Origin of the sequence: Solibacillus sp. FSL W7-1324 (assembly GCF_038008025.1) — a bacterium.
In the GTDB taxonomy this organism is placed as follows: domain Bacteria; phylum Bacillota; class Bacilli; order Bacillales_A; family Planococcaceae; genus Solibacillus.
Genome location: NZ_JBBOYH010000001.1, coordinates 1375522 through 1394737 on the forward strand (window position 1 = coordinate 1375522; position 19216 = coordinate 1394737).

Genomic DNA, 19216 nt, shown 5'->3' on the forward strand with positions numbered 1-19216 from the left:
TAGCGGTTGATAATTGCCATAAACCCTTATATATCAACGTTTACAGAGTTGTTTATTAAATTCCAGTAAGTTTTCAATGCTATTGTTGACAAAATAAAAACTAAAAGTTAACATTCGTAATTACAAAGGATTTCAAAAATTAGAAGGGGATGGTAATTATGGATTTAATGAAAAAATCACTGGAAATGCACGAACACTTTGGCGGGAAAATGGAGATTCGTGCAAAAGTTCCGGTTCAGGATAAATATGATTTAAGTTTAGCGTATTCTCCGGGTGTCGCGGCCCCTTGTCTTGCGATTGAACAAAATCCTTCGACGGTTTATGACTATACGATGAAAGGGAATTTAGTAGCGGTTATTACAGACGGAACTGCGGTATTAGGATTAGGGGATATCGGTCCGGAAGCAGCTTTGCCGGTAATGGAAGGGAAGGCATTATTATTAAAGCGCTTTGCAAATGTCGACGCGGTGCCTGTATGTTTAAACACTAAAGACGTAGACGAGATTGTCAGCGTCGTAAAAGCAATTTCACCAACGTATGGGGCGATCAATCTGGAAGATATTTCAGCGCCGCGCTGTTTTGAAATTGAAGACCGACTACGTGCTGAATGTTCAATCCCTGTATTTCATGATGACCAGCATGGAACGGCGATTGTTGTAGGAGCAGGTTTAATCAATGCTGTAAAATTAGTGAAAAAAGATGTGGCGAAAATGAAAGTTGTCATTAACGGGGCAGGGGCGGCAGGTATTGCGATTCTCCGTATTTTAATTCAAATGGGTTACACAAATGTCGTTATGTGTGACACGAAAGGCATTATTTATGAAGGGCGTCCTGAAGGGATGAACCCTGTAAAGGAACAGGTCGCTCATTTATCGAATCCGGAGCAGATACGAGGTACGTTGGATGATGCATTAGTAGGTGCGGATGTGTTTATCGGGGTGTCTGCAGCGAATATTTTAACGGAAAAGCATATTAAATCGATGGCTATAGATCCGATTGTTTTTGCTTTAGCAAATCCGAATCCTGAAATAACACCGGAAAATGCAAAAAAATGGGGCGTAAAAATTATCGGTACCGGCCGTTCTGATCATGCAAACCAAGTGAATAATATGCTGGCCTTCCCGGGGATTTTCCGTGGTGCACTTGATGTAAGAGCGACAGATATCAATGAATCGATGAAGCTGGCGGCGGTTGAAGCTATTGCATCGCTCGTAACAGATGAAGAGCTCAATGAAGACTTCATTATTCCAAGTTCAATGGATGAACGTGTTGCAGGTGTTGTGGCGAAAGCGGTGGGATCTGCTGCAATTGAATCAGGGGTATCTGAATTGTTCCAGCAAGTAGATCTAATCAATACTTCGGTAGCCATTTAAAAAGGATGTGTCTGAAAGTAAATTCAGCACATCCTCTAAAATAGTGAAGACGGTCAATCAGTGGGAATAAAAAATCTCCACTGATTGCAGTGTCACTTAAACTGTTTGCAGTTCTGCAGTCAGTTGCTCCAATTGTGTAATTAAATCGCCGATAAATGCGATTGTGTCACGTAATGGCTGTTCAGTCGTAATGTCGACTCCTGCCATTTGAGCTAGTTCAACAGGTGTTTTTGTACCGCCTGATTTTAATACATCGATCCATTGCTCAACAGCTGCTTCGTCACCGTTTAAAATGCGTTGTGAAACTTGTGTTGAGATCGTTAAACCAGCAGAATACGTATATGGATATAAGCCCATATAGTAGTGCGGCTGACGCATCCAAGTCAATTCTGCACCTTCAGTTACTTCAACTGTATCTCCCCAGAATTGCTCAAGCACTTCACGTTTTAATTCATTCAGTTTCGGTGCATTGACGCTTCCGCCTGCATCGATAATTTCGTATACTTTGCGCTGGTATGCTGCTTCAAGTAAATGCGTAACGAAATTGTGATAGTACGTACGGCTGATGATTGTTGAGATGACCCAACGTTTAAAGCGCGCATCTGTAGAATTCTTCAGTAAGTGGTTAGCCATCAGCATTTCATTCATTGTTGATGGTGCTTCAATGAAGTAAAGTGATGGTCGAGCATTGAAGATGTTTTGCGCATCATTTGCCAAGTAGAAATGACCGGCATGGCCAAGTTCATGGGCTAATACGAATACTTCATTCATTCGGCTCGTCCAAGATATTAATACATACGGGTGTACACCATATGGGCTTGAACAGAACGCGCCGGTAGATTTTCCTGCATTTTGTGCAAAATCAATCCATCGCTCATCAAAAGAACGATCGATCATGTTCGTATAATGCTCACCCATAATCGATAAGCCGTCTTTCATATACTGACGGGATTCTTCCACCGTAATAGTTGGCTCATATGAAGGATCTAATGAAATCTTAAGATCCGCAAACGTCATTTTGTCCAACTGATGTGTTTTTTGCAGCAGTTTTGCATAACGGCGCATATGTGGAGCAAGCTCATTCATAATTAAGTCGATTTGACGGTTATACATTGAACGGTCTACTTGCTGCGACTCTAATAAAGAATCAAAAATATTGTCGTAGCCACGAAGGTCCGCCTCCGTTTTTTCAATCGTCAAGTGTGTATTATATGTTTTGGCAGTCGTATGCTGATAATCATGCAGTTTTTTTGAAAAGGCTTCAAATGCAGCACGACGTTTATTCGTGTCTGTTTCCAGCTCCCAGTCACCTTCAAACAAGTTGTAGCTAAGCGGGAATGATTCACCATCTACTTCAAAGTTAGGGAACTTCATATCTACCAATTTTGTAGTATTGTACAGTTCATATGGCGCGTTGAATGTAGCGCCGAATGCTGCCAATGCTTTTTCCGCTTCCGGATGTAATTGATGCGGTTTTTGTACGAGCAGTTTATCAATATAATTAGCGTATTCTGGTTTTACAGATTGTGCTTCTTTTAATACAGCTTCGTCCAACGCAAGTAAATCACTTTTTACAAAAGATAGCTTTGTTGCAAGTTTTGCGGCAAATGAACCAAAGCTTGCGGCACGCATTTGATTATCTGTGCTTGTTTGGTCAACACTATGTGAAAGGCTCGCATATGTGCCGACAACAACCATTTTTTCCTGAATTTTTTCTGTTGCTTCAATGGCATTAATGGCGCCTTGTACATCAGTAATTGTCCCTGCAAGCCCCTCCGCAGTTTCTTCTGCAAGTTGTCTTATTTCTTCGATTGCCGCTGTGTAGGCTTGTTCTGTAGCAAATAAATCTTCCAAATTCCAAGTTTCTTCAACCGGTACATCACTACGATTCAACATTGACATAATTAGCCTCCTAATATTACGATATTCGAAATAAATAATACCATATTTCTGAAAATTTAGGAAGTAGTGAAAATTTGGCTGATAAATATTTTTAATATTATTTACAGGACATATAGTAAAATAGAGAAACGAGGGAAATAGGGAAAGAGTGTGATGATATGCAGGAAGTGAAGGATTGTAGTCTAATACTTGAAGGCGGGACATTTCGAACAGTTTTTACAGCGGGAGTGTTGGATGCCCTCATGGAGGAACAAATAAAAATGCCGTATATTGCGGCAATTTCAGCAGGTGCCATCAACGCGGTGTCCTATATGTCAAATCAGCCGGAACGGACGATGCGTGTTTTGACGACATACCGCAATGATCCCCGTTATATGGGCATGCGGAATTTTTTAAAGGAAAAAAGCCTGTTCGGATTGGACTTTGCCTATAATATTGTGCCAAATCAGCTTGATTTATTTGATTGGGATGCCTATTACAATTACCCGGGCGAGGTGGAGTTCGGGCTGACGAATGCATATACCGGAAAAGTGGAGTATAAAAGTGCACATACTATGACGAAAACATGTGATATTTTGCAGGCCACATGTGCCATTCCAATATTGTTCCCTGAAATTAAAATTGACAATGTGCCTTATTATGATGGGGGGTTATCGGATTCGATTCCAATCAAACGAGCGATTGAAAAAGGATATAACAAGCATCTGCTCATTTTGACGAGGGAACCGGGCTATATAAAAAGTGCCTCAAGAACGAATCAGTGGGCAACAAAGCTTTTTCAAAAACGCTATCCTAGACTCGCAGCTGCGATGAGACATCGTGCGGATATGTATAATGAAACAATGCAATATATTGCGCAAAAAGAAATTGATCAGGAAGCATTCATTTTTAAACCGGATCGGCCAATCAAAAGCTTTGAAAGCAAAATCGATCAAATGAAAGCAAATTATGAAGTCGGCTATGAGCAGGCACAAAAGCAAATGGCGGAGTTGAAAGGTTTTTTAGGTATTCATTAAGTGTATTTAAGAATGCGAAGGTAGATTCATATAGAATATACTTGCAAAATCGAGTGTAATTATATTAAAATAGAGCTAAGAACATTAAATTAAATAACAAGTGCAAGACAAGGTGGAGCCATAGTCAACTATGGCACTGCCTTGTCTTTTTTTGCATTGAAAGGGGAAATTTATGTTTATTTTACAAATTATGCTAGTTTTATTTGCTACAAAACTTGCTGGCCATCTTGCCGCAAGATTAGGGCAACCATCTGTACTCGGGAAAATTATCGTAGGTATTATTCTGGGTCCTGCATTACTTGGTTGGGTACATGATACTGAACTTTTAACTGTATTCAGCCAAATAGGTGTTTTACTGTTAATGTTTTTAGCGGGTCTTGAAACCGACCTACAGGAAATGAATAGAAACAAAAAAGCGGCAATCTATGTTGCTTTAGGCGGTATTCTCCTGCCGATTATTTTAGGTTATGCCGGTTCGCAGTATTACGGGTTGTCTGCAGGAGAATCCATTTTTATAGGTTTATTACTTTCTGCTACATCTGTCAGTATTTCAGTCCAGGCATTAAGGGAGCTAGGCTGGCTGAATAGTAAAGAAGGGTCAACATTGCTCGGGGCAGCGGTATTGGATGATATTGTAGTCGTTATTTTAATCGCGATTGCAATGAGTTTCTTTGCCGGGTCAGATACGAATATCGGTTTATTAATAGGTAAGAAAGTATTATTCTTTGCGATATTAATTGTACTGGCAAAATGGTTTATCCCACACTTTATAAGAATATTCAAGAAATTTAGAGTTACTGAATCGATATTGAGTGCCGGGTTGATTATTTGTTTTGGTTTATCATATTTTGCAGAATTCCTGGGTATCGCTGGTATTATTGGTGCTTTCTTTGCGGGTATTGCCATTGCACAGACAGAATATAAAGAAGAAATTGAGCATAAGGTTGAGCCGATTGCATACGGGATTTTTGTTCCGTTCTTCTTTGTTAGTATCGGATTAGCAGTTTCATTTGATGGAATCGGAGAACAAATCGGGTTTATTATCGTATTTTCAATAATTGCGGTTGTATCCAAATTTGTAGGGTCAGGTATAGGTGCTAAATTAGCCGGATTCAATACGAAATCATCGATGGGTGTCGGTGCTGGGATGGTTTCCCGAGGCGAGGTTGCGCTTATATTAGCTGCAATGGGGCTTGAAGGAGGACTGCTCCCGGGTAATTATTATACATCGATCATTATTGTAATTATCGTAACAACAATCGTGACACCACCTATGTTAAAAGCAATTTTCGGAAAGAGAATAGTCGTTTAAATTAATTATTTGAATTTGAAAAGATAGGCTCAATTTTTATGAGCCTATCTTTTATTACGCTTTTTTTACTTTAATCCGATGGTAAAGTGACATTAAGAATGTAATGAACGCTACAAAGACGGTTGCACCAATAACAGCAGAAGCTACGATTTGTAATGCTTTTAAATCGGATTCCATTAATGCATAAAAAGCGGCAACAACTGCAGCAGCGGGCAGCAGCTTTGTAAGTATAACCAGCCCCTTTTTATTTTCGGCCTTCCATTGGTTGCCGTATGAAGTCAGTGCAGTCCACAGTAACGGAATCGTAAGTACTGTCAGTAAAAGGGCTAAACCAAAGAAAAGTGTGTGTATGCTGCCAGCTGTTTGTAATGATATCACCCAAGAAATGATTGTCCCTGGAACAAGTGCCATCATCGCAAGTTTCAGTGGCTTCTTTTGGTTTTTATACTTTTCAATTGTAGTATCACGATCCGTGTAAATTGGCTTCGTATGTGGTGCGGCACGAAACAGATGAATATCGCCAGCGGAATCCACAAGCGACCAGCCGGCTTCCTTAAAAAGCTCAAAGTATTCTTCGGCATCATTATCCAGTGTACGATAATCGATACTGTAAATATAATCGGCACTTTCACCTTGCTCGAGCGTATAGCCTATAAATGAAAATTTACGGACGTGCCACCCTTCAGAAGAAAATTTACGCAGTTTCTCCATATCTTTTAGTTCTGAAAAGGCTAATCCGCCAGACATCATATACCTCGTTCTACTCATACTTCTTCCTCCAGTCCTTTTTCAGCTAACTGAATCATCAGCTTTCGAATTTTTAAATCTTCAGCTAAAACATTCCTGCCTCTTTCCGTCAGTAAGTATACTTTGCGCCTTGAATCAGAATCGTCGTACAAATAAATCCATTCGTTTTGTAAAAGCTTTTTTATAATCGTATACATGGAAGCTGGACCGATTGAAATCATGCCGTTTGAGGTTTCTTCAATTAAACTCATAATTGCGTATCCGTGTTGAGGCGTTGTTAATGCTGCCATAATATGAAACATGGAATCGGTCAATTGATCATTGTTTTTCACTATGTCACCTCCTGATATATCAACAAATGATATATATGTCTAAAAACAATATATCACTTTATGATATACATGTAAACAGAATAATCCATTAATTCTTTCGGGGATCCAATATGCGGAAAAATTAAAAAGCCTGCTCGTTATAAAACGGAGCAGGCGGTCCTTTAATTATTGCTGATTTTCGTAATCGTAATATTCAACCAGCCAAATAAAATCGTGATGACCGGACTTAGCAAGCAAAAGAAAGCGAATGGCAAATAGTCGATGACAGGAACATTCAATGTTGAAGCAATGAACAGTCCGCATACACTCCACGGAACGAGCGGGTTGATGACAGTACCAGCATCCTCAATTGTACGGGCCAAATTTTTCGGATGTAGCTGTATTGCTTTGAATTTCTCCTTAAATGCCTCTCCAGTTAATAACAGCGATAAATACTGTTCGCCGATCGTTACGTTAATACCGATTGCTGTAAAAGCTGTTCCCGTAATAACCGAACCAACCGATTTCAACTGATTTTGCAGTGCCTGCAGCAATGTTTGAATAATTCCTAGTGCAAACAGGAGTCCGCCCATTGAAAGAGACAGGACAATTAAAATAATCGTAAACAGCATACTGTTCATTCCGCCACGTGACAATAATGAATCAATTGCTTCGACACCGGTATTCATTGAATAGCCGTTATACAAAATCCCGAACAATTCGTTCAATGGGATCGAGCTGTGGAAGTATGATAGCAAGATGCCTGATATCGCACTGATTGCCAGTGTAGCAAGACTCGGCAATTTAAAAATCGTGCAGACAATTAAAACGACGAGCGGTATAACTGCATACCAATGTATTAAATTTGTCGCAAGTAATGTTTCTTTAAAACTTGTAATAAGCTTTGTGTCCATATTTTGACTGCTCGGTGAAATCCAAGCATAGACAACGAGCGAAATGGTAAATGCAGGTATTGTCGTGTACATCATATTTCGAATATGCGTAAATAAGTCGATACCGGCAACAGTCGCAGCCAAGTTTGTCGTATCGGATAACGGGGACATTTTATCCCCAAAAAAGGCTCCTGAAACAATTGCACCTGCTGTAATTGCAAGTGAAGCATCTATAGAACCGGCAACACCCAGCATCGCAACACCAACTGTTGCAACGGTAGTAAGGGAACTGCCGATTGCAGTACCGATAATGCCTGTAATAATGAACACAACCGCGTAAAAAAAGCTCGCAGAAACAATGGATAAACCTATATATAATAATGTAGGAATTGTACCGCTTATTAACCAGCTACTAATTAAAACACCAATTAGGAGAAAAATATAAATCGCGCCAATACTAGTTGAAACAGAAGTAATCATACTTTGTTCCATAACACGGTAGGGTACTTTTCGCATGACACCATACATGAATAGAACAATGATGGCTATTAATATCGGAATATGCGGGACACTACCGAGTTTCATAATGCTATAGGAGATGAGTGCAATAATAAATAATGTTAAAATAAGTGCTTCAATAAAATGTGGTTTTACATGTTGTTTTGCATTCATGATGACTAGACCTCGCTCTATAGTTTCGCGCTTCAACGCGTTGAAGTACAAAAGTAAGTGTATCATTTTATTGTGAAAAAGGGAAGGGGAAAAAGTGAAAGGGACATACCGGATAACCCGAAATGTCCCTCTACAGCTGGATAATAAGTATAAAATTTTAAATTACTCAGCAAGCATAATCTTTTCTAATTGTAATGGTTCAATATATGTATCGCCTTGATATGCACGCATATTACCGCCTGAAATTTCATCAATAAGTAAAATTTCACCTGTTTTTGCATCGCGGCCAAATTCCAACTTAATATCATAAAGTGTTAATCCTTTTTTCTCTAACTCCGTTGCAACAAACTTTGAAATTTCGATTGTACGTTGTTTCAAAATTGCATACTCTTCATGAGTCAAAATACCGAGCATTGCAAGTGCATCTTCAGAAATAGGAGGATCCAGGCGTTCATCGTCCTTAATCGTCACTTCCACAAACGAATCCAAATCCTGACCTTCTGTTGCATAAGCACCATAGCGTCGTAAAAATGAACCGACTGCTTTAAATCGGCAAATTACTTCCAAACCTTTACCAAAAACAGTTGCCGGTTTAACCGTCATTGTCGCTTCATCAAAATTTGCCTCAACATAATGTGTCGGTACATTTAATTCATTTAATTTAGAGTAAAAGAAAGAAGTTAGTTTCAATCCTGCAAGGCCAGCCCCATCAATTGTTAAGCCGACTGTGTTTGCACCTGGATCAAAAACCCCGTTTTCACCTGTTACGTCATCTTTGAATTTCAGTAAATATAATTCGTTTTCAAGTTTGAATACATCCTTCGTTTTACCTGTATACATTAATTCCATGAGAGATACCTCCAAAAGTAAGTTCAAATTCATTATAACACGAATAATATTATAGTATTAATATAAAAATGTTCGTATTATAAAGAAAGACGTCTAACCTTTAATATAGTAGACCCTTTGTTACCAGTGTATTGGTAACATTTGCTATACTAAATGTAGACAAGGAGTGATTTAGATGCTAAAAACGTATAATAATATTGTTGTAGCAATCGACTTTTCAGAAAAAGCAAAAATTGCTTTTGAGCGCGGCATGAACGTTGCGCGATTGACGGATGCGACATTGAATCTAGTGAGTGTAATCGATACACATTCATTCGGTTCGGTGGAAGCGTATGATTTGAAGTATGCAAAAGCTCTAAAAGAAAAAACTCTTGATCAGTTAAAGGAATACAAAGTAATTGCCGAACAGGCTGGTGTTAAAAAAGTACAAGTAGTTGTGGAAGAAGGTTCGCCAAAAGCGGTTTTAACGAACTTGACGGATGCCGATCTGATCATTATTGGATCAACGGGTTTAAACCGTGCCGAGCGTTTCCTGCTAGGCTCTGTTTCGGAAAATGTAGTACGCAGCGCTAATTGTGATGTTCTCGTAGTACGTTAAAAAATAAACCCGCAATGTTCCTCATCTAACGAAGGAAATTGCGGGTTTTGTTAATTAATAAACGCCCTCTACAAGCATACCGTTTGCAACTTTAATGAAGCCGGCAATGTTTGAGCCGACTACTAAATTGCCTTCATAGCCATATTTTTTCGCTGCTTCTGAGCTTTCTTTATAAATTGATTTCATAATACCGTGAAGTTTTTCGTCAACTTCCTGGAAAGACCAGTAGTTACGGCCGGAATTTTGAGCCATTTCAAGTGCAGATACAGCAACACCGCCTGCATTTGCTGCTTTACCAGGGCCGAATAATACATCGCTCGCTAAAAACTCATTGATTGCATCTAAATTCGATGGCATATTTGCACCTTCTGCAACAACTTTTACGCCATTTGCAATTAATGTACGAGCCTGTTCACCGTTGATTTCATTTTGAGTTGCACATGGAAGAGCGATATCACATGGAATTGTCCAGATACCGTCACAGCCTTCTGTATAAATAGCATTTGGACGATAATTTACATATTCTTTAATACGCTTCCCTTCAACTTCTTTTAACTGTTTGACAATTTTTAAATCAAGGCCTTCCGGATCGTAAATGTAACCAGCAGAATCGGAACACGCAACTACTTTTGCTCCAAAGTGCTGAGCTTTTTCGATTGCATAAATCGCTACGTTACCAGAACCTGAAACAACAACCGTTTTTTCGTTAATTGAAAGTTTGGCATCACGTAGCATCTCTTCGACAAAGTATACTAAACCGTATCCTGTTGCTTCTGTACGTGCTAATGAACCGCCATAGCCTGGTTTTTTACCAGTTAACACACCTGCTTCATATGCACCGCGGATTCGCTTGTATTGGCCCCATAAATAGCCGACTTCTCGTGAACCTACACCAATATCTCCGGCCGGAACATCGACATCCGGACCAACATAACGGTATAATTCTGTCATGAATGCTTGGCAGAAGCGCATAATTTCTGCATTTGATTTACCTTTTGGATTAAAGTCGGAACCGCCTTTACCGCCGCCGATCGGTTGACCAGTTAAAGCATTTTTGAAAATTTGTTCAAATGCTAAAAATTTCATAATCGATTCGTTTACAGTAGGATGGAAGCGTAAACCACCTTTATATGGCCCGATAACATTATTATATTGAACACGGTACCCGCGGTTTACTTGTACTTGGTTTTGATCATCTTGCCAAGCGACACGGAAAGAAATGATTCTGTCCGGCTCGACGATACGTTCTAAAATATTATGTTGAATGTATTCGGGATGCTGTTCGAATACAGGAACTAAAGAAAGGAAAATTTCTTCCGCTGCTTGTAAGAATTCTAATTGATGTGCGTTCTTTGTTTTCAGTTTTTCAAACACTCCATCAACATATTGCTGTGCGTTGCTCGTTGTTGTCATTGTCGTCATGTTAATACCCCCAAATGGATTAATAAGTATACATTAGTATGAATTATCAAACAATTCAATTAAATTTTATGTAACATCGCCGTGTGAAATCGATGTCAGAAAAGAGAAAACGTTTTCAGATATTATATAAATATAATAATTTGGAGTTGCTTTTGGAAAGGATGATGAACTATTTTACAACTATTAATTGATGCAGATGCATGCCCGGTTGTTGATTTAGCGCTATTTATTTCATCTCGCTATGAGATAAGACCAATCTTATTCTGCGATACATCACATCGTATCGAACGAGATGGTGCAAAAACAATTATTGTCGACAAGGGACCAGATTCGGTCGATTTTAAGCTTCTAAGTGTATTAAACCGAGGAGATATTGTTATAACAGGTGATTATGGCCTTGCTGCGATGTGTATAGCAAAAGGTGGAATTGTAGTCAATCACAATGGGAAAGAACTGACGTCTGACAATATAGATCAGCTGTTGGCTTTTCGTTTTGAAAGTGCGAAAATAAGACGTGCAGGGGGACGTACAAAAGGCCCCAAAAAACGCACGGAAGAAAATAATTTGGCTTTTGAAACGAAATTTCGACAAATTTGTGAACGTGCGATTTTTGAGAAGGAGGAATCATAAATGAATCAGCAAATCTTGAATTTAGATGCATTAAAAGAGCGTTTTCCGTTAATTGAAAAGCTGCAATCCGAACAATATGTGTTTTGGGAAAATGAAAATGTAGCAAAGGAAAGGCAAGTATCAGAACTCGTAACACCTGAAATGATTCAAGACGCCGAAAGCAGATTGAAGCGTTTTTCTTCTTATATAAAGGTCGCATTTCCGATTACGAAATTTTCAGACGGCATTATTGAATCGGAACTAAGAGAAATTGCCGCGATGAAAAAGCTTATTGAAGGACGACGCGGTTTTAACATTCCCGGAAAGTTAATGCTTAAATGTGATCATGCATTACCGATTGCCGGTTCGATTAAAGCGCGAGGCGGTATATATGAAGTGTTGAGCCATGCCGAAAAGCTGGCAATTAACGCAGGTATGCTAACAGAGCAGGATGATTACGCTAAATTGCATAGTGAAGAATTCCGGAAATTTTTCAGCCAATATAAAATTGCGGTCGGGTCAACCGGTAATTTGGGGCTAAGTATCGGTATTATTAGCGCACAGCTTGGTTTTCAGGTAACTGTCCATATGTCAGTCGAAGCAAAAGAGTGGAAAAAGAAACTGCTGCGTGAAAAAGGGGTGGAAGTTATCGAATACGAATCCGATTATACTTCTGCCGTGGAACACGGGCGCCAAGTAGCGGAACAAGATCCTGCTTGCCACTTTGTTGATGACGAAAATTCAATCGATCTGTTTTTAGGGTATGCGGTAGCGGGTTCACGCCTGAAAGATCAGCTTCAGCAAGCGAAAATTAAAGTCGATGCAAATCATCCATTATTTGTTTATCTGCCTTGCGGGGTAGGGGGTGCCCCTGGAGGGATTGCCTACGCTTTAAAGCAAATTTTCGGAGAACATATTCATATTTTCTTTGCGGAGCCATTTGCATCACCGTGTATGCTGCTCGGTTTGATGACAGGAATGCATGATAAAATCAGCGTGAATGATATTGGTTTGTCCAATAAGACAGAAGCTGACGGATTGGCTGTAGGGCGTCCATCACGTTTTGTCGGAACATTAATGGAATCCGTAATAAGCGGATGCTATACTGTGGATGACAGCTTCTTATTCAGAAGTTTAAAAGGTATGTATGAGACGGAAAACATTTTTATGGAACCTTCAGCACATGCGGGTGTTTATGGGCCGATTGAATTAATGATGCAGGGGACTTCATATATTCAAAAGCATGGGCTTCAAGATAAAATGAAAAACGCCACACATATTATTTGGTCGACAGGCGGGGATTTAGTGCCTGAAGAATTACGACAGCAGTATTTACAATCAGAGATATAGAAGGGAAGTCGCTTGTGTTAATTGTAATCGTCATCATCGCTTTTTTGGGAGCAGGTTTACTCGATTTAAACTTGCGTAAAAAATATAACATTCCAAAAAACGAAAAATTTATGGATCAGTATGTGGGGATTTGGCATTTATTCCTGGAAATCATCCTATGTTTCATGTTTTTATCATATGTAACTATGAATCAATTCGACCAAAAAACATTATATTCTGTATTGTTTGCGTTCATTATGATTTTGTTTATAATCCGTGGGCTATTGGAGTTTTGGTTAAGAAGAGAAAAGCGTCGTCATATAATTTCATTTACTTATGTCGTGCTTTGTGCAATCTGCAGTATCGCAATCGGTGTTATTATGTAAGAAAGAAGTGTGTCGGGGGGAGAAGCCCCAACACACTTCTTTTAGTCTACCTGGATTTCTTCTACTGTTGCTTCCACTTCTGAACGGGACATTTTTTCCCGTCCTTCTCGCATTGCCTGCAATGTTTTATGGGCCAATGCTAATGGCAGTTTGCAGAACAGTTTGATTGTCCGTTTATCTAAATCCTTCATATAAAGGTCGGCTTTTGCCAAGTTTTCTTCGGCATATGCAAATAGTTCAGCACGTGTCCAGCCATCAGGAACGAAGCTGACACCACGCTCATCCAAATCTTCCTGTTCATTTCGTAAAATATTTACTGCCTGCAAGCCACGACCATAGCCAATTGCCAGTTCACGGTCGGTTTTCGTGCCGGCACTCCATTCCCAAAGCTCCGAAAGCATGACTCCGACCAAACCAGCCACATAGTATGTATAGTCGTCCAAGTCTTCCTTCGTATGCACCTGCCAATTTGCAAGGGCCCATTTTGCCATACCTTCCGCCATTTCGCTCGTCGCAGAAGTGACAATCGGAAACGCCCCTTGAGGACAAACTTCCAGCCAGTCAGCAAGTCGCAGTGTCACTTCAGGCATTTTGTCCTTTACAGGTGCCAGTGCTTCAAGATAAGCAGTATTATCAAAGGCAGGAGCTTTCAGTAATTCCGCAACTTTTAATAATGTCACATTTTTTATTTCATTGGAAACTTCTTCATGATCTTCAATTTCATCAATTGCACGCATCGCTAAATAGGCTGCAGCAACCGTTAATTTTAATTCTTTATCTAAAAAAGTAATGGGGATATAAAATGTACGGCTCGTCTCTTTTAAAACGCGCATCGCATCTTTTTGTAAAGCTTTGTTCGACATAAGGAAAACTTCCTCCATTCTAAATTGCATCCACTACCTATCGTATCGCAAATTCGTGAAAAGGGAAAATAAAAGTTCCGGCTTTTGAGAATTTGAGATGGGGATGAAAAGGGATGAAGAGAGGGGTATTAGAACACCTGGGCTAAAAAGTGGAGCAGGTGGAGCGAAAAGTAGAATGTTCGAGTGTGAAAGTGGAATTTTGCACACAGAAAGTAGAGCAAATTCATAATTAAGTAAAAAATGCATGGAGAAATAGAGCATCGAGTATCAAAAGTGGGAACAATGCGAAAAGCAGAACACTACTCAAAAAACACACGCATTTCCCTTATGTACACATTAATTGAAATATGGTAATATTAGAATAATTTAAATGGACGGAGGTGAATGGAATGAAGAAGTTAGCGATCGCGACAGGTGTAAAGGTGGATACAGCTATGTATTTTGCACGTGTCATTACTTTTAAATTTGGGTCTAACGGGATAGGTGTGTCCTTTTTTAGACAATTTAAAAATAATGCGTAGCTAATTAACTTCATTCTTTTCACCATTTCTGAAAAGGCTGCTCTTGTTAATGAGCAGTCTTTTTGTTTTTTTAGCTATGCCAGTGGAGGCGTAGAAATATGCAGTTGAAAGCAGAAAACATAACGAAAATTATCGGTGGCAACACCATTTTTAAGGAACTTTCTTTTGAAGTGAGTGCCGGTGAACGGATCGCGATCGTCGGTCGTAACGGCAGCGGGAAAACGACATTATTTAAAGTGCTGGCAGGTATTGAACAGCCGGATGAAGGGCGGATCATAAAAGCGAAAGGTCATACTGTCGGCTATTTGCATCAGATTCCTCAATATACGGATCTATCGGTTTTTGATGTACTGTCAAAAGCATTTGCTGAATTACATGATATTAAAGAGCGGCTGACTCAGTTGGAAACGAGGATGGCAAATGAGTTATCCGACAAAATTTTAAATCAATACGGCGAGCTGCAGGAGCACTATTTAGCAAAGGGTGGCTACGAAATTGAAGCGAAAATTGCTTCGATTGCCAATGGACTTGAGATTACAAAGCTATTGGAACAACCTTTCCATGCGCTTAGCGGCGGGGAAAAAACTAAAGTAATGCTCGCACAAATTTTACTGCAGCAGCCGGATATTCTGTTGCTGGATGAACCGACAAATCATTTGGATCTTGCTGCAACACAATGGCTGGAAGATTACTTGCAATACTTTAAAGGTACCGTTGTTGTGATTTCACATGACCGGATGTTTTTAAATAAAACGGTTCAGTATGTGGCTGAAATTGAAGACGGTCAGATCTGGAAAAGCAAGGGGAACTATGATCAGTACATTAAAAATAAAGAGGCAAAAATAGCCCAGCAGTTTGCGGCATATGAAGAGCAGCAAAAAAAGATTCAGAAGATGAAAGAGGCGATTCGCCGATTACGGCAGTGGGCGAATGAAGCATCTCCTCCGAATCCCGATCTATACCGCAAAGCGAAAGTAATGGAAAAGATGCTGGCTCGAATGGAAATTGTCAAAAAACCGAAAACCGAGCGTCAGATGAATTTGCAGCTCAAGACGCAAGACCGGACAGGTAAAGAAGTATTTATGCTGAAAAACATTTCCCATGGATTTGAACAGGACTTTTTATTTATGGATGTTCAGTTATCGGTACAGTTTCAAGATCGGATCGCGATTGTCGGGAATAACGGAACAGGAAAATCGACGTTATTAAAAATTCTATTAGGGGAACTGACACCGGTTGATGGCGATGCTAAACAGGGCAGCAATTTAAAAATCGGTTATCTTGCACAGCAGTTTGACCAATTTAACGGCAAGCAGCGTCTTCTTGATGCATTCCGGGAGCAGGCATCGTTAACGGAATACGATGCGCGGCATGTGCTCGCCAAATTTTTATTTTACGGTCATGATGTTTTTAAAAGTGTGGACCAACTAAGCGGCGGGGAAAAAATGCGGCTTCGACTGGCTCAATTAATGGTCCAAAAATGCAATGTACTTGTATTGGATGAGCCGACGAATCATCTTGATATTGAGTCGAGGGAAGCGCTTGAAGAAGCATTGGAGAATTTTGAAGGAACCATTCTTGCGATAAGCCATGACCGCTATTTTCTGCAAAAATTATTTACGAGAACGGCATGGCTGGAAAATCAGCAACTAACCGTTCATGAAGGTCCATTTGAATGGGCACAGATGAAACAAAAGGAGTTAGGCAAATGAATCAAATCGAAGCATATTGGCGGTATTTTTGTGTTTCTGAAGGTATGAAAAATATTCGTTATAAGGAAGCGTTTCAATTCGGTGAAAAGGCGGATTGGCTTGCAGGACTTGTTGTAGACGGTACTAAAACAGCAACTTGTTCAAGCTATCCGTTATATGAACTCGAAGGAGAAAATTTACCGGAAGTCGGGGATTACCAAATTGTATTAAATAGTCTCGATGTACCAGTTGCGATTATCCAGTCCTATTCTATTGATATTTACCCGTTCAATGAAGTGCCAATAGATTTTGCACTTGCAGAAGGAGAAGGTACTTATGAGCAGTGGAAGGAAGCGCATATTGCATTTTTTAGTAAAGAACTTTCTAAACAAGGCCTGGAATTTACCGAACAAATGCTAACAGTGTGTGACCGCTTTAAAAAAGTTTTTCCTAAATAAAGATTAGTAAACTAAAGCATGAATAGCTAGACTTATACAAAATGGAGAAATTTGCTTACGCAAACCTCCATTTTTTCACTGTTTTCGTTCAATATCAACAGTCCTTGGCAACAATTGCTATCGAAATTCGTTACATAATAGTTGCATAGGTTAATGTTTTTTTGATATATTGATTCTTGTTTTTCTAAATAAAAAAAGGAAAACGTCATGAATAGAAAGAGTGATTACAAGGTGAAAAACTTAGTAAAAAATAAAAGCTTAGTAAACAATTTTCTCGGGATTTTCGTTCTTGCTGTTTTAATGCTTTGGGCGAAAACCTACATTACACAAGTAACGCAGTTTAAGTTGGGCGTAGAAGGACCACTCCAGCAGTTTCTTTTATTAATTAACCCATTAGGTTCTGCGGTACTATTTTTAGCAGTTGCTTTCCTGTTTAAAGGAAAAAGAAAGCTGACTGCATTGATCATCATCTATACTTTGATGACATTTCTATTATTTGCAAATGCTGTATATTATCGTTTCTTCAGCGATTTTATTACGCTTCCAACCGTTTCTCAAACACAAAACTTTGGGGATTTGGGCGGCAGTGTATTAACATTATTAAAACCAACTGATTTATTATTTTTTGTAGATATTTTTGTATTGATCTATATTCGTTTTTCAAAGAAAATTAATTTCCAATCCGGTAAAATCGGATTCAAAATGCCTGCAGCAGTTATAGCGGCGGCAATTGTATTATCTATTGTCAACTTGCAATTAGCGGAAGCGGACCGCCCGGATTTATTGAGCCGTGGCTTTGACCGCAGTTATATTGTGAAATACTTAGGTATGTACAATTATACAATCTATGATTCAGTTAAAACGTATGAGGCATCTGCAGAACGTGCTTCGGCAGACAGCAGTGATATTGCGGAAATTATTAACTATACTAATTCATTTTCTGCTCAGCCAAACGAGAATTACTTCGGCAAGGCAAAAGATATGAACGTGATTTATTTGCATCTGGAATCTATGCAGTCATTTTTAATCGATTATGAACTGGATGGCGAACAAGTAACACCGTTTTTAAACTCATTAGTTAAAAACGAAAACACGATGTATTTCGATAACTTTTATCATCAAACAGCACAGGGTAAAACATCCGATGCTGAATTTATGCTAGAGAATTCATTGTTCGGTTTACCACAAGGTTCTGCCTTTATTACAAAAGGTCAAAATACGTTTGAAGCCGCACCTTCATTATTAAAAGACTATGGCTATACGTCTGCCGTGTTCCACGGAAATAACGGCAGCTTCTGGAACCGAAATATTATTTACAACCAATTTGGCTATGACGAGTTTTTTGATGAAGGTTCTTATGATACAACCGATTCTAAAAACATGGCAGAGTACGGTTTAATGGATAAGCCATTCTTCGAGCAATCGGAAAGCTTGCTTGAAACATTGCCAGAGCCGTTCTATACAAAATTCATTACGGTTGCCCATCACTTCCCGTACAAGATCGACCAGGATTTAACGACGATCGGTAAGGCGACAACTGGCGATACAAGTGTCGATAATTATTTCCAGACAGCTCGATACGCCGATGAAGCGATTGAAGAGTTCTTTACGTATTTAAAAGAATCCGGTCTTTATGAGAATACAATGATTGTGATGTACGGTGACCATTACGGTATTTCCGATAACCACAATAAAGCGATGGAACAAATTATTGGTGAAGAAGTTACACCTGTTGTGAACGCTGATTTACAGCGTGTACCGTTGTTTATTCATGTACCAGGCATGGAAGAAGGTGGCGTAAACCATACGTATGGCGGCCAAATTGACCTTCTTCCGACAGTACTGCATTTACTTGGTGTAGAAACGAAAAATAATATTCATTTTGGGACAGACCTTCTTTCCGAAGAACATAGCGAAATCGTTCCGTTCAGAAACGGTAATTTTGTCAGCCCGACGATTTATTCATTGGACGGCAAATATTACGATCCGAAAACAGGCGAAGCGCTTGATGAATCAAAACTAGAGACAGCAGATAAATTAAAAGCGATGGTAGAGGAAAAACTTCACTATTCCGACAAAGTCGTAAATGGGGATTTATTGCGCTTCCATTCCAAAGACGGAAGTATAAATGATTAATTAAAACTGTATAAAATTAGATATATATTCACAGGCATCATCTTATTTGATTAATTCAAATGGATGATGCCTTTTTATTATTATTTGAAAAATATTTATAAAAAATTTAGATGAAAAAAATACTTTTC

18 protein-coding genes are annotated in these 19216 nt (G+C 39.2%); 11 read left to right on the plus strand and 7 right to left on the minus strand.

Annotated features, from left to right (window positions below; all coding sequences use genetic code 11):
• Positions 1–158 precede the first annotated feature (158 nt).
• On the plus strand, positions 159–1373 hold the full coding sequence (locus tag MKY71_RS06620) for an NAD(P)-dependent malic enzyme (protein WP_340731946.1): 1215 nt from the start codon (positions 159–161) through the stop codon (positions 1371–1373).
• A 96-nt stretch (positions 1374–1469) separates the two neighbouring features.
• On the opposite strand, the gene pepF is transcribed toward MKY71_RS06620, so the two are convergent.
• Entirely contained in the window at positions 1470–3275 is a 1806-nt protein-coding gene (gene pepF / locus MKY71_RS06625) for an oligoendopeptidase F (protein ID WP_339175954.1), read from the minus strand.
• 158 nt (positions 3276–3433) lie between these two features.
• Here pepF and MKY71_RS06630 point away from each other — a divergent pair, with 158 nt between their 5' ends.
• Together MKY71_RS06630 and MKY71_RS06635 are read left to right on the plus strand one after the other, a co-directional pair.
• Positions 3434–4291: a patatin-like phospholipase family protein gene (locus MKY71_RS06630; RefSeq protein WP_340731947.1), complete on the plus strand. Its 858-nt coding sequence runs from the start codon at positions 3434–3436 to the stop codon at positions 4289–4291.
• 172 nt (positions 4292–4463) lie between these two features.
• The gene (locus MKY71_RS06635; protein ID WP_340731948.1) at positions 4464–5603 is read left to right on the plus strand and encodes a cation:proton antiporter; all 1140 of its coding nucleotides are present in this window, start codon (positions 4464–4466) and stop codon (positions 5601–5603) included.
• Between the two features lie 54 nt (positions 5604–5657).
• On the opposite strand, the gene MKY71_RS06640 is transcribed toward MKY71_RS06635, so the two are convergent.
• The 4 genes from MKY71_RS06640 to MKY71_RS06655 all read right to left on the minus strand — a co-directional run bounded on the left by MKY71_RS06640 (position 5658) and on the right by MKY71_RS06655 (position 9075).
• Positions 5658–6371, minus strand: a complete 714-nt coding sequence (locus MKY71_RS06640) for a DUF2812 domain-containing protein (RefSeq protein ID WP_340731949.1) — start codon at positions 6369–6371, stop codon at positions 5658–5660.
• Positions 6368–6682 (minus strand): PadR family transcriptional regulator, encoded by a 315-nt coding sequence (locus MKY71_RS06645; protein ID WP_340731950.1) that lies wholly within the window; start codon positions 6680–6682, stop codon positions 6368–6370. The genes MKY71_RS06640 and MKY71_RS06645 overlap by 4 nt, the downstream gene beginning before the upstream one ends.
• A gap of 161 nt (positions 6683–6843) precedes the next feature.
• Positions 6844–8226 carry a Na+/H+ antiporter NhaC gene (gene nhaC, locus MKY71_RS06650; RefSeq protein ID WP_340731951.1) on the minus strand — a complete coding sequence of 461 codons (1383 nt, stop codon included), beginning with the start codon at positions 8224–8226 and terminating at the stop codon, positions 6844–6846.
• Between the two features lie 162 nt (positions 8227–8388).
• Complete coding sequence (locus MKY71_RS06655) at positions 8389–9075, minus strand: phosphoribosylaminoimidazolesuccinocarboxamide synthase (RefSeq protein WP_339175958.1); 687 nt, start codon at positions 9073–9075, stop codon at positions 8389–8391.
• 175 nt (positions 9076–9250) lie between these two features.
• Here MKY71_RS06655 and MKY71_RS06660 point away from each other — a divergent pair, with 175 nt between their 5' ends.
• Positions 9251–9673: a universal stress protein gene (locus MKY71_RS06660; RefSeq protein WP_339175959.1), complete on the plus strand. Its 423-nt coding sequence runs from the start codon at positions 9251–9253 to the stop codon at positions 9671–9673.
• Between the two features lie 54 nt (positions 9674–9727).
• Here the strand turns inward: MKY71_RS06660 and gdhA are convergent, their stop codons facing one another.
• Positions 9728–11095: an NADP-specific glutamate dehydrogenase gene (gdhA, locus tag MKY71_RS06665; RefSeq protein ID WP_339175960.1), complete on the minus strand. Its 1368-nt coding sequence runs from the start codon at positions 11093–11095 to the stop codon at positions 9728–9730.
• A gap of 171 nt (positions 11096–11266) precedes the next feature.
• On the opposite strand from gdhA, the gene MKY71_RS06670 reads away from it, so the two are divergent.
• Genes MKY71_RS06670 through MKY71_RS06680 form a run of 3 tightly spaced genes read left to right on the plus strand, consistent with a single transcriptional unit; the run spans position 11267 to position 13419 of the window.
• Complete coding sequence (locus MKY71_RS06670) at positions 11267–11725, plus strand: YaiI/YqxD family protein (RefSeq protein ID WP_339176582.1); 459 nt, start codon at positions 11267–11269, stop codon at positions 11723–11725.
• The gene (locus MKY71_RS06675) at positions 11726–13054 is read left to right on the plus strand and encodes a D-serine ammonia-lyase (protein WP_340731952.1); all 1329 of its coding nucleotides are present in this window, start codon (positions 11726–11728) and stop codon (positions 13052–13054) included.
• A 14-nt stretch (positions 13055–13068) separates the two neighbouring features.
• A complete protein-coding gene (locus tag MKY71_RS06680; RefSeq protein WP_339175962.1) occupies positions 13069–13419 on the plus strand; it encodes a DUF4181 domain-containing protein in 351 nt (116 codons plus the stop codon).
• Between the two features lie 41 nt (positions 13420–13460).
• On the opposite strand, the gene MKY71_RS06685 is transcribed toward MKY71_RS06680, so the two are convergent.
• On the minus strand, positions 13461–14282 hold the full coding sequence (locus MKY71_RS06685; protein WP_339175963.1) for a squalene/phytoene synthase family protein: 822 nt from the start codon (positions 14280–14282) through the stop codon (positions 13461–13463).
• A gap of 389 nt (positions 14283–14671) precedes the next feature.
• On the opposite strand from MKY71_RS06685, the gene MKY71_RS06690 reads away from it, so the two are divergent.
• From MKY71_RS06690 to MKY71_RS06705, 4 genes are all read left to right on the plus strand, one after another.
• Positions 14672–14803: an RAxF-45 family protein gene (locus MKY71_RS06690; protein ID WP_339175964.1), complete on the plus strand. Its 132-nt coding sequence runs from the start codon at positions 14672–14674 to the stop codon at positions 14801–14803.
• Positions 14804–14901: 98 nt separating this feature from the next.
• Positions 14902–16515 (plus strand): ribosomal protection-like ABC-F family protein, encoded by a 1614-nt coding sequence (abc-f, locus tag MKY71_RS06695; protein ID WP_340731953.1) that lies wholly within the window; start codon positions 14902–14904, stop codon positions 16513–16515.
• Entirely contained in the window at positions 16512–16952 is a 441-nt protein-coding gene (locus MKY71_RS06700; RefSeq protein ID WP_339175966.1) for an ASCH domain-containing protein, read from the plus strand. Before abc-f ends, MKY71_RS06700 begins: the two co-directional genes overlap by 4 nt.
• 231 nt (positions 16953–17183) lie before the next feature.
• Positions 17184–19088 (plus strand): LTA synthase family protein, encoded by a 1905-nt coding sequence (locus MKY71_RS06705; protein WP_340731954.1) that lies wholly within the window; start codon positions 17184–17186, stop codon positions 19086–19088.
• The last annotated feature ends 128 nt before the right edge of the window (positions 19089–19216 follow it).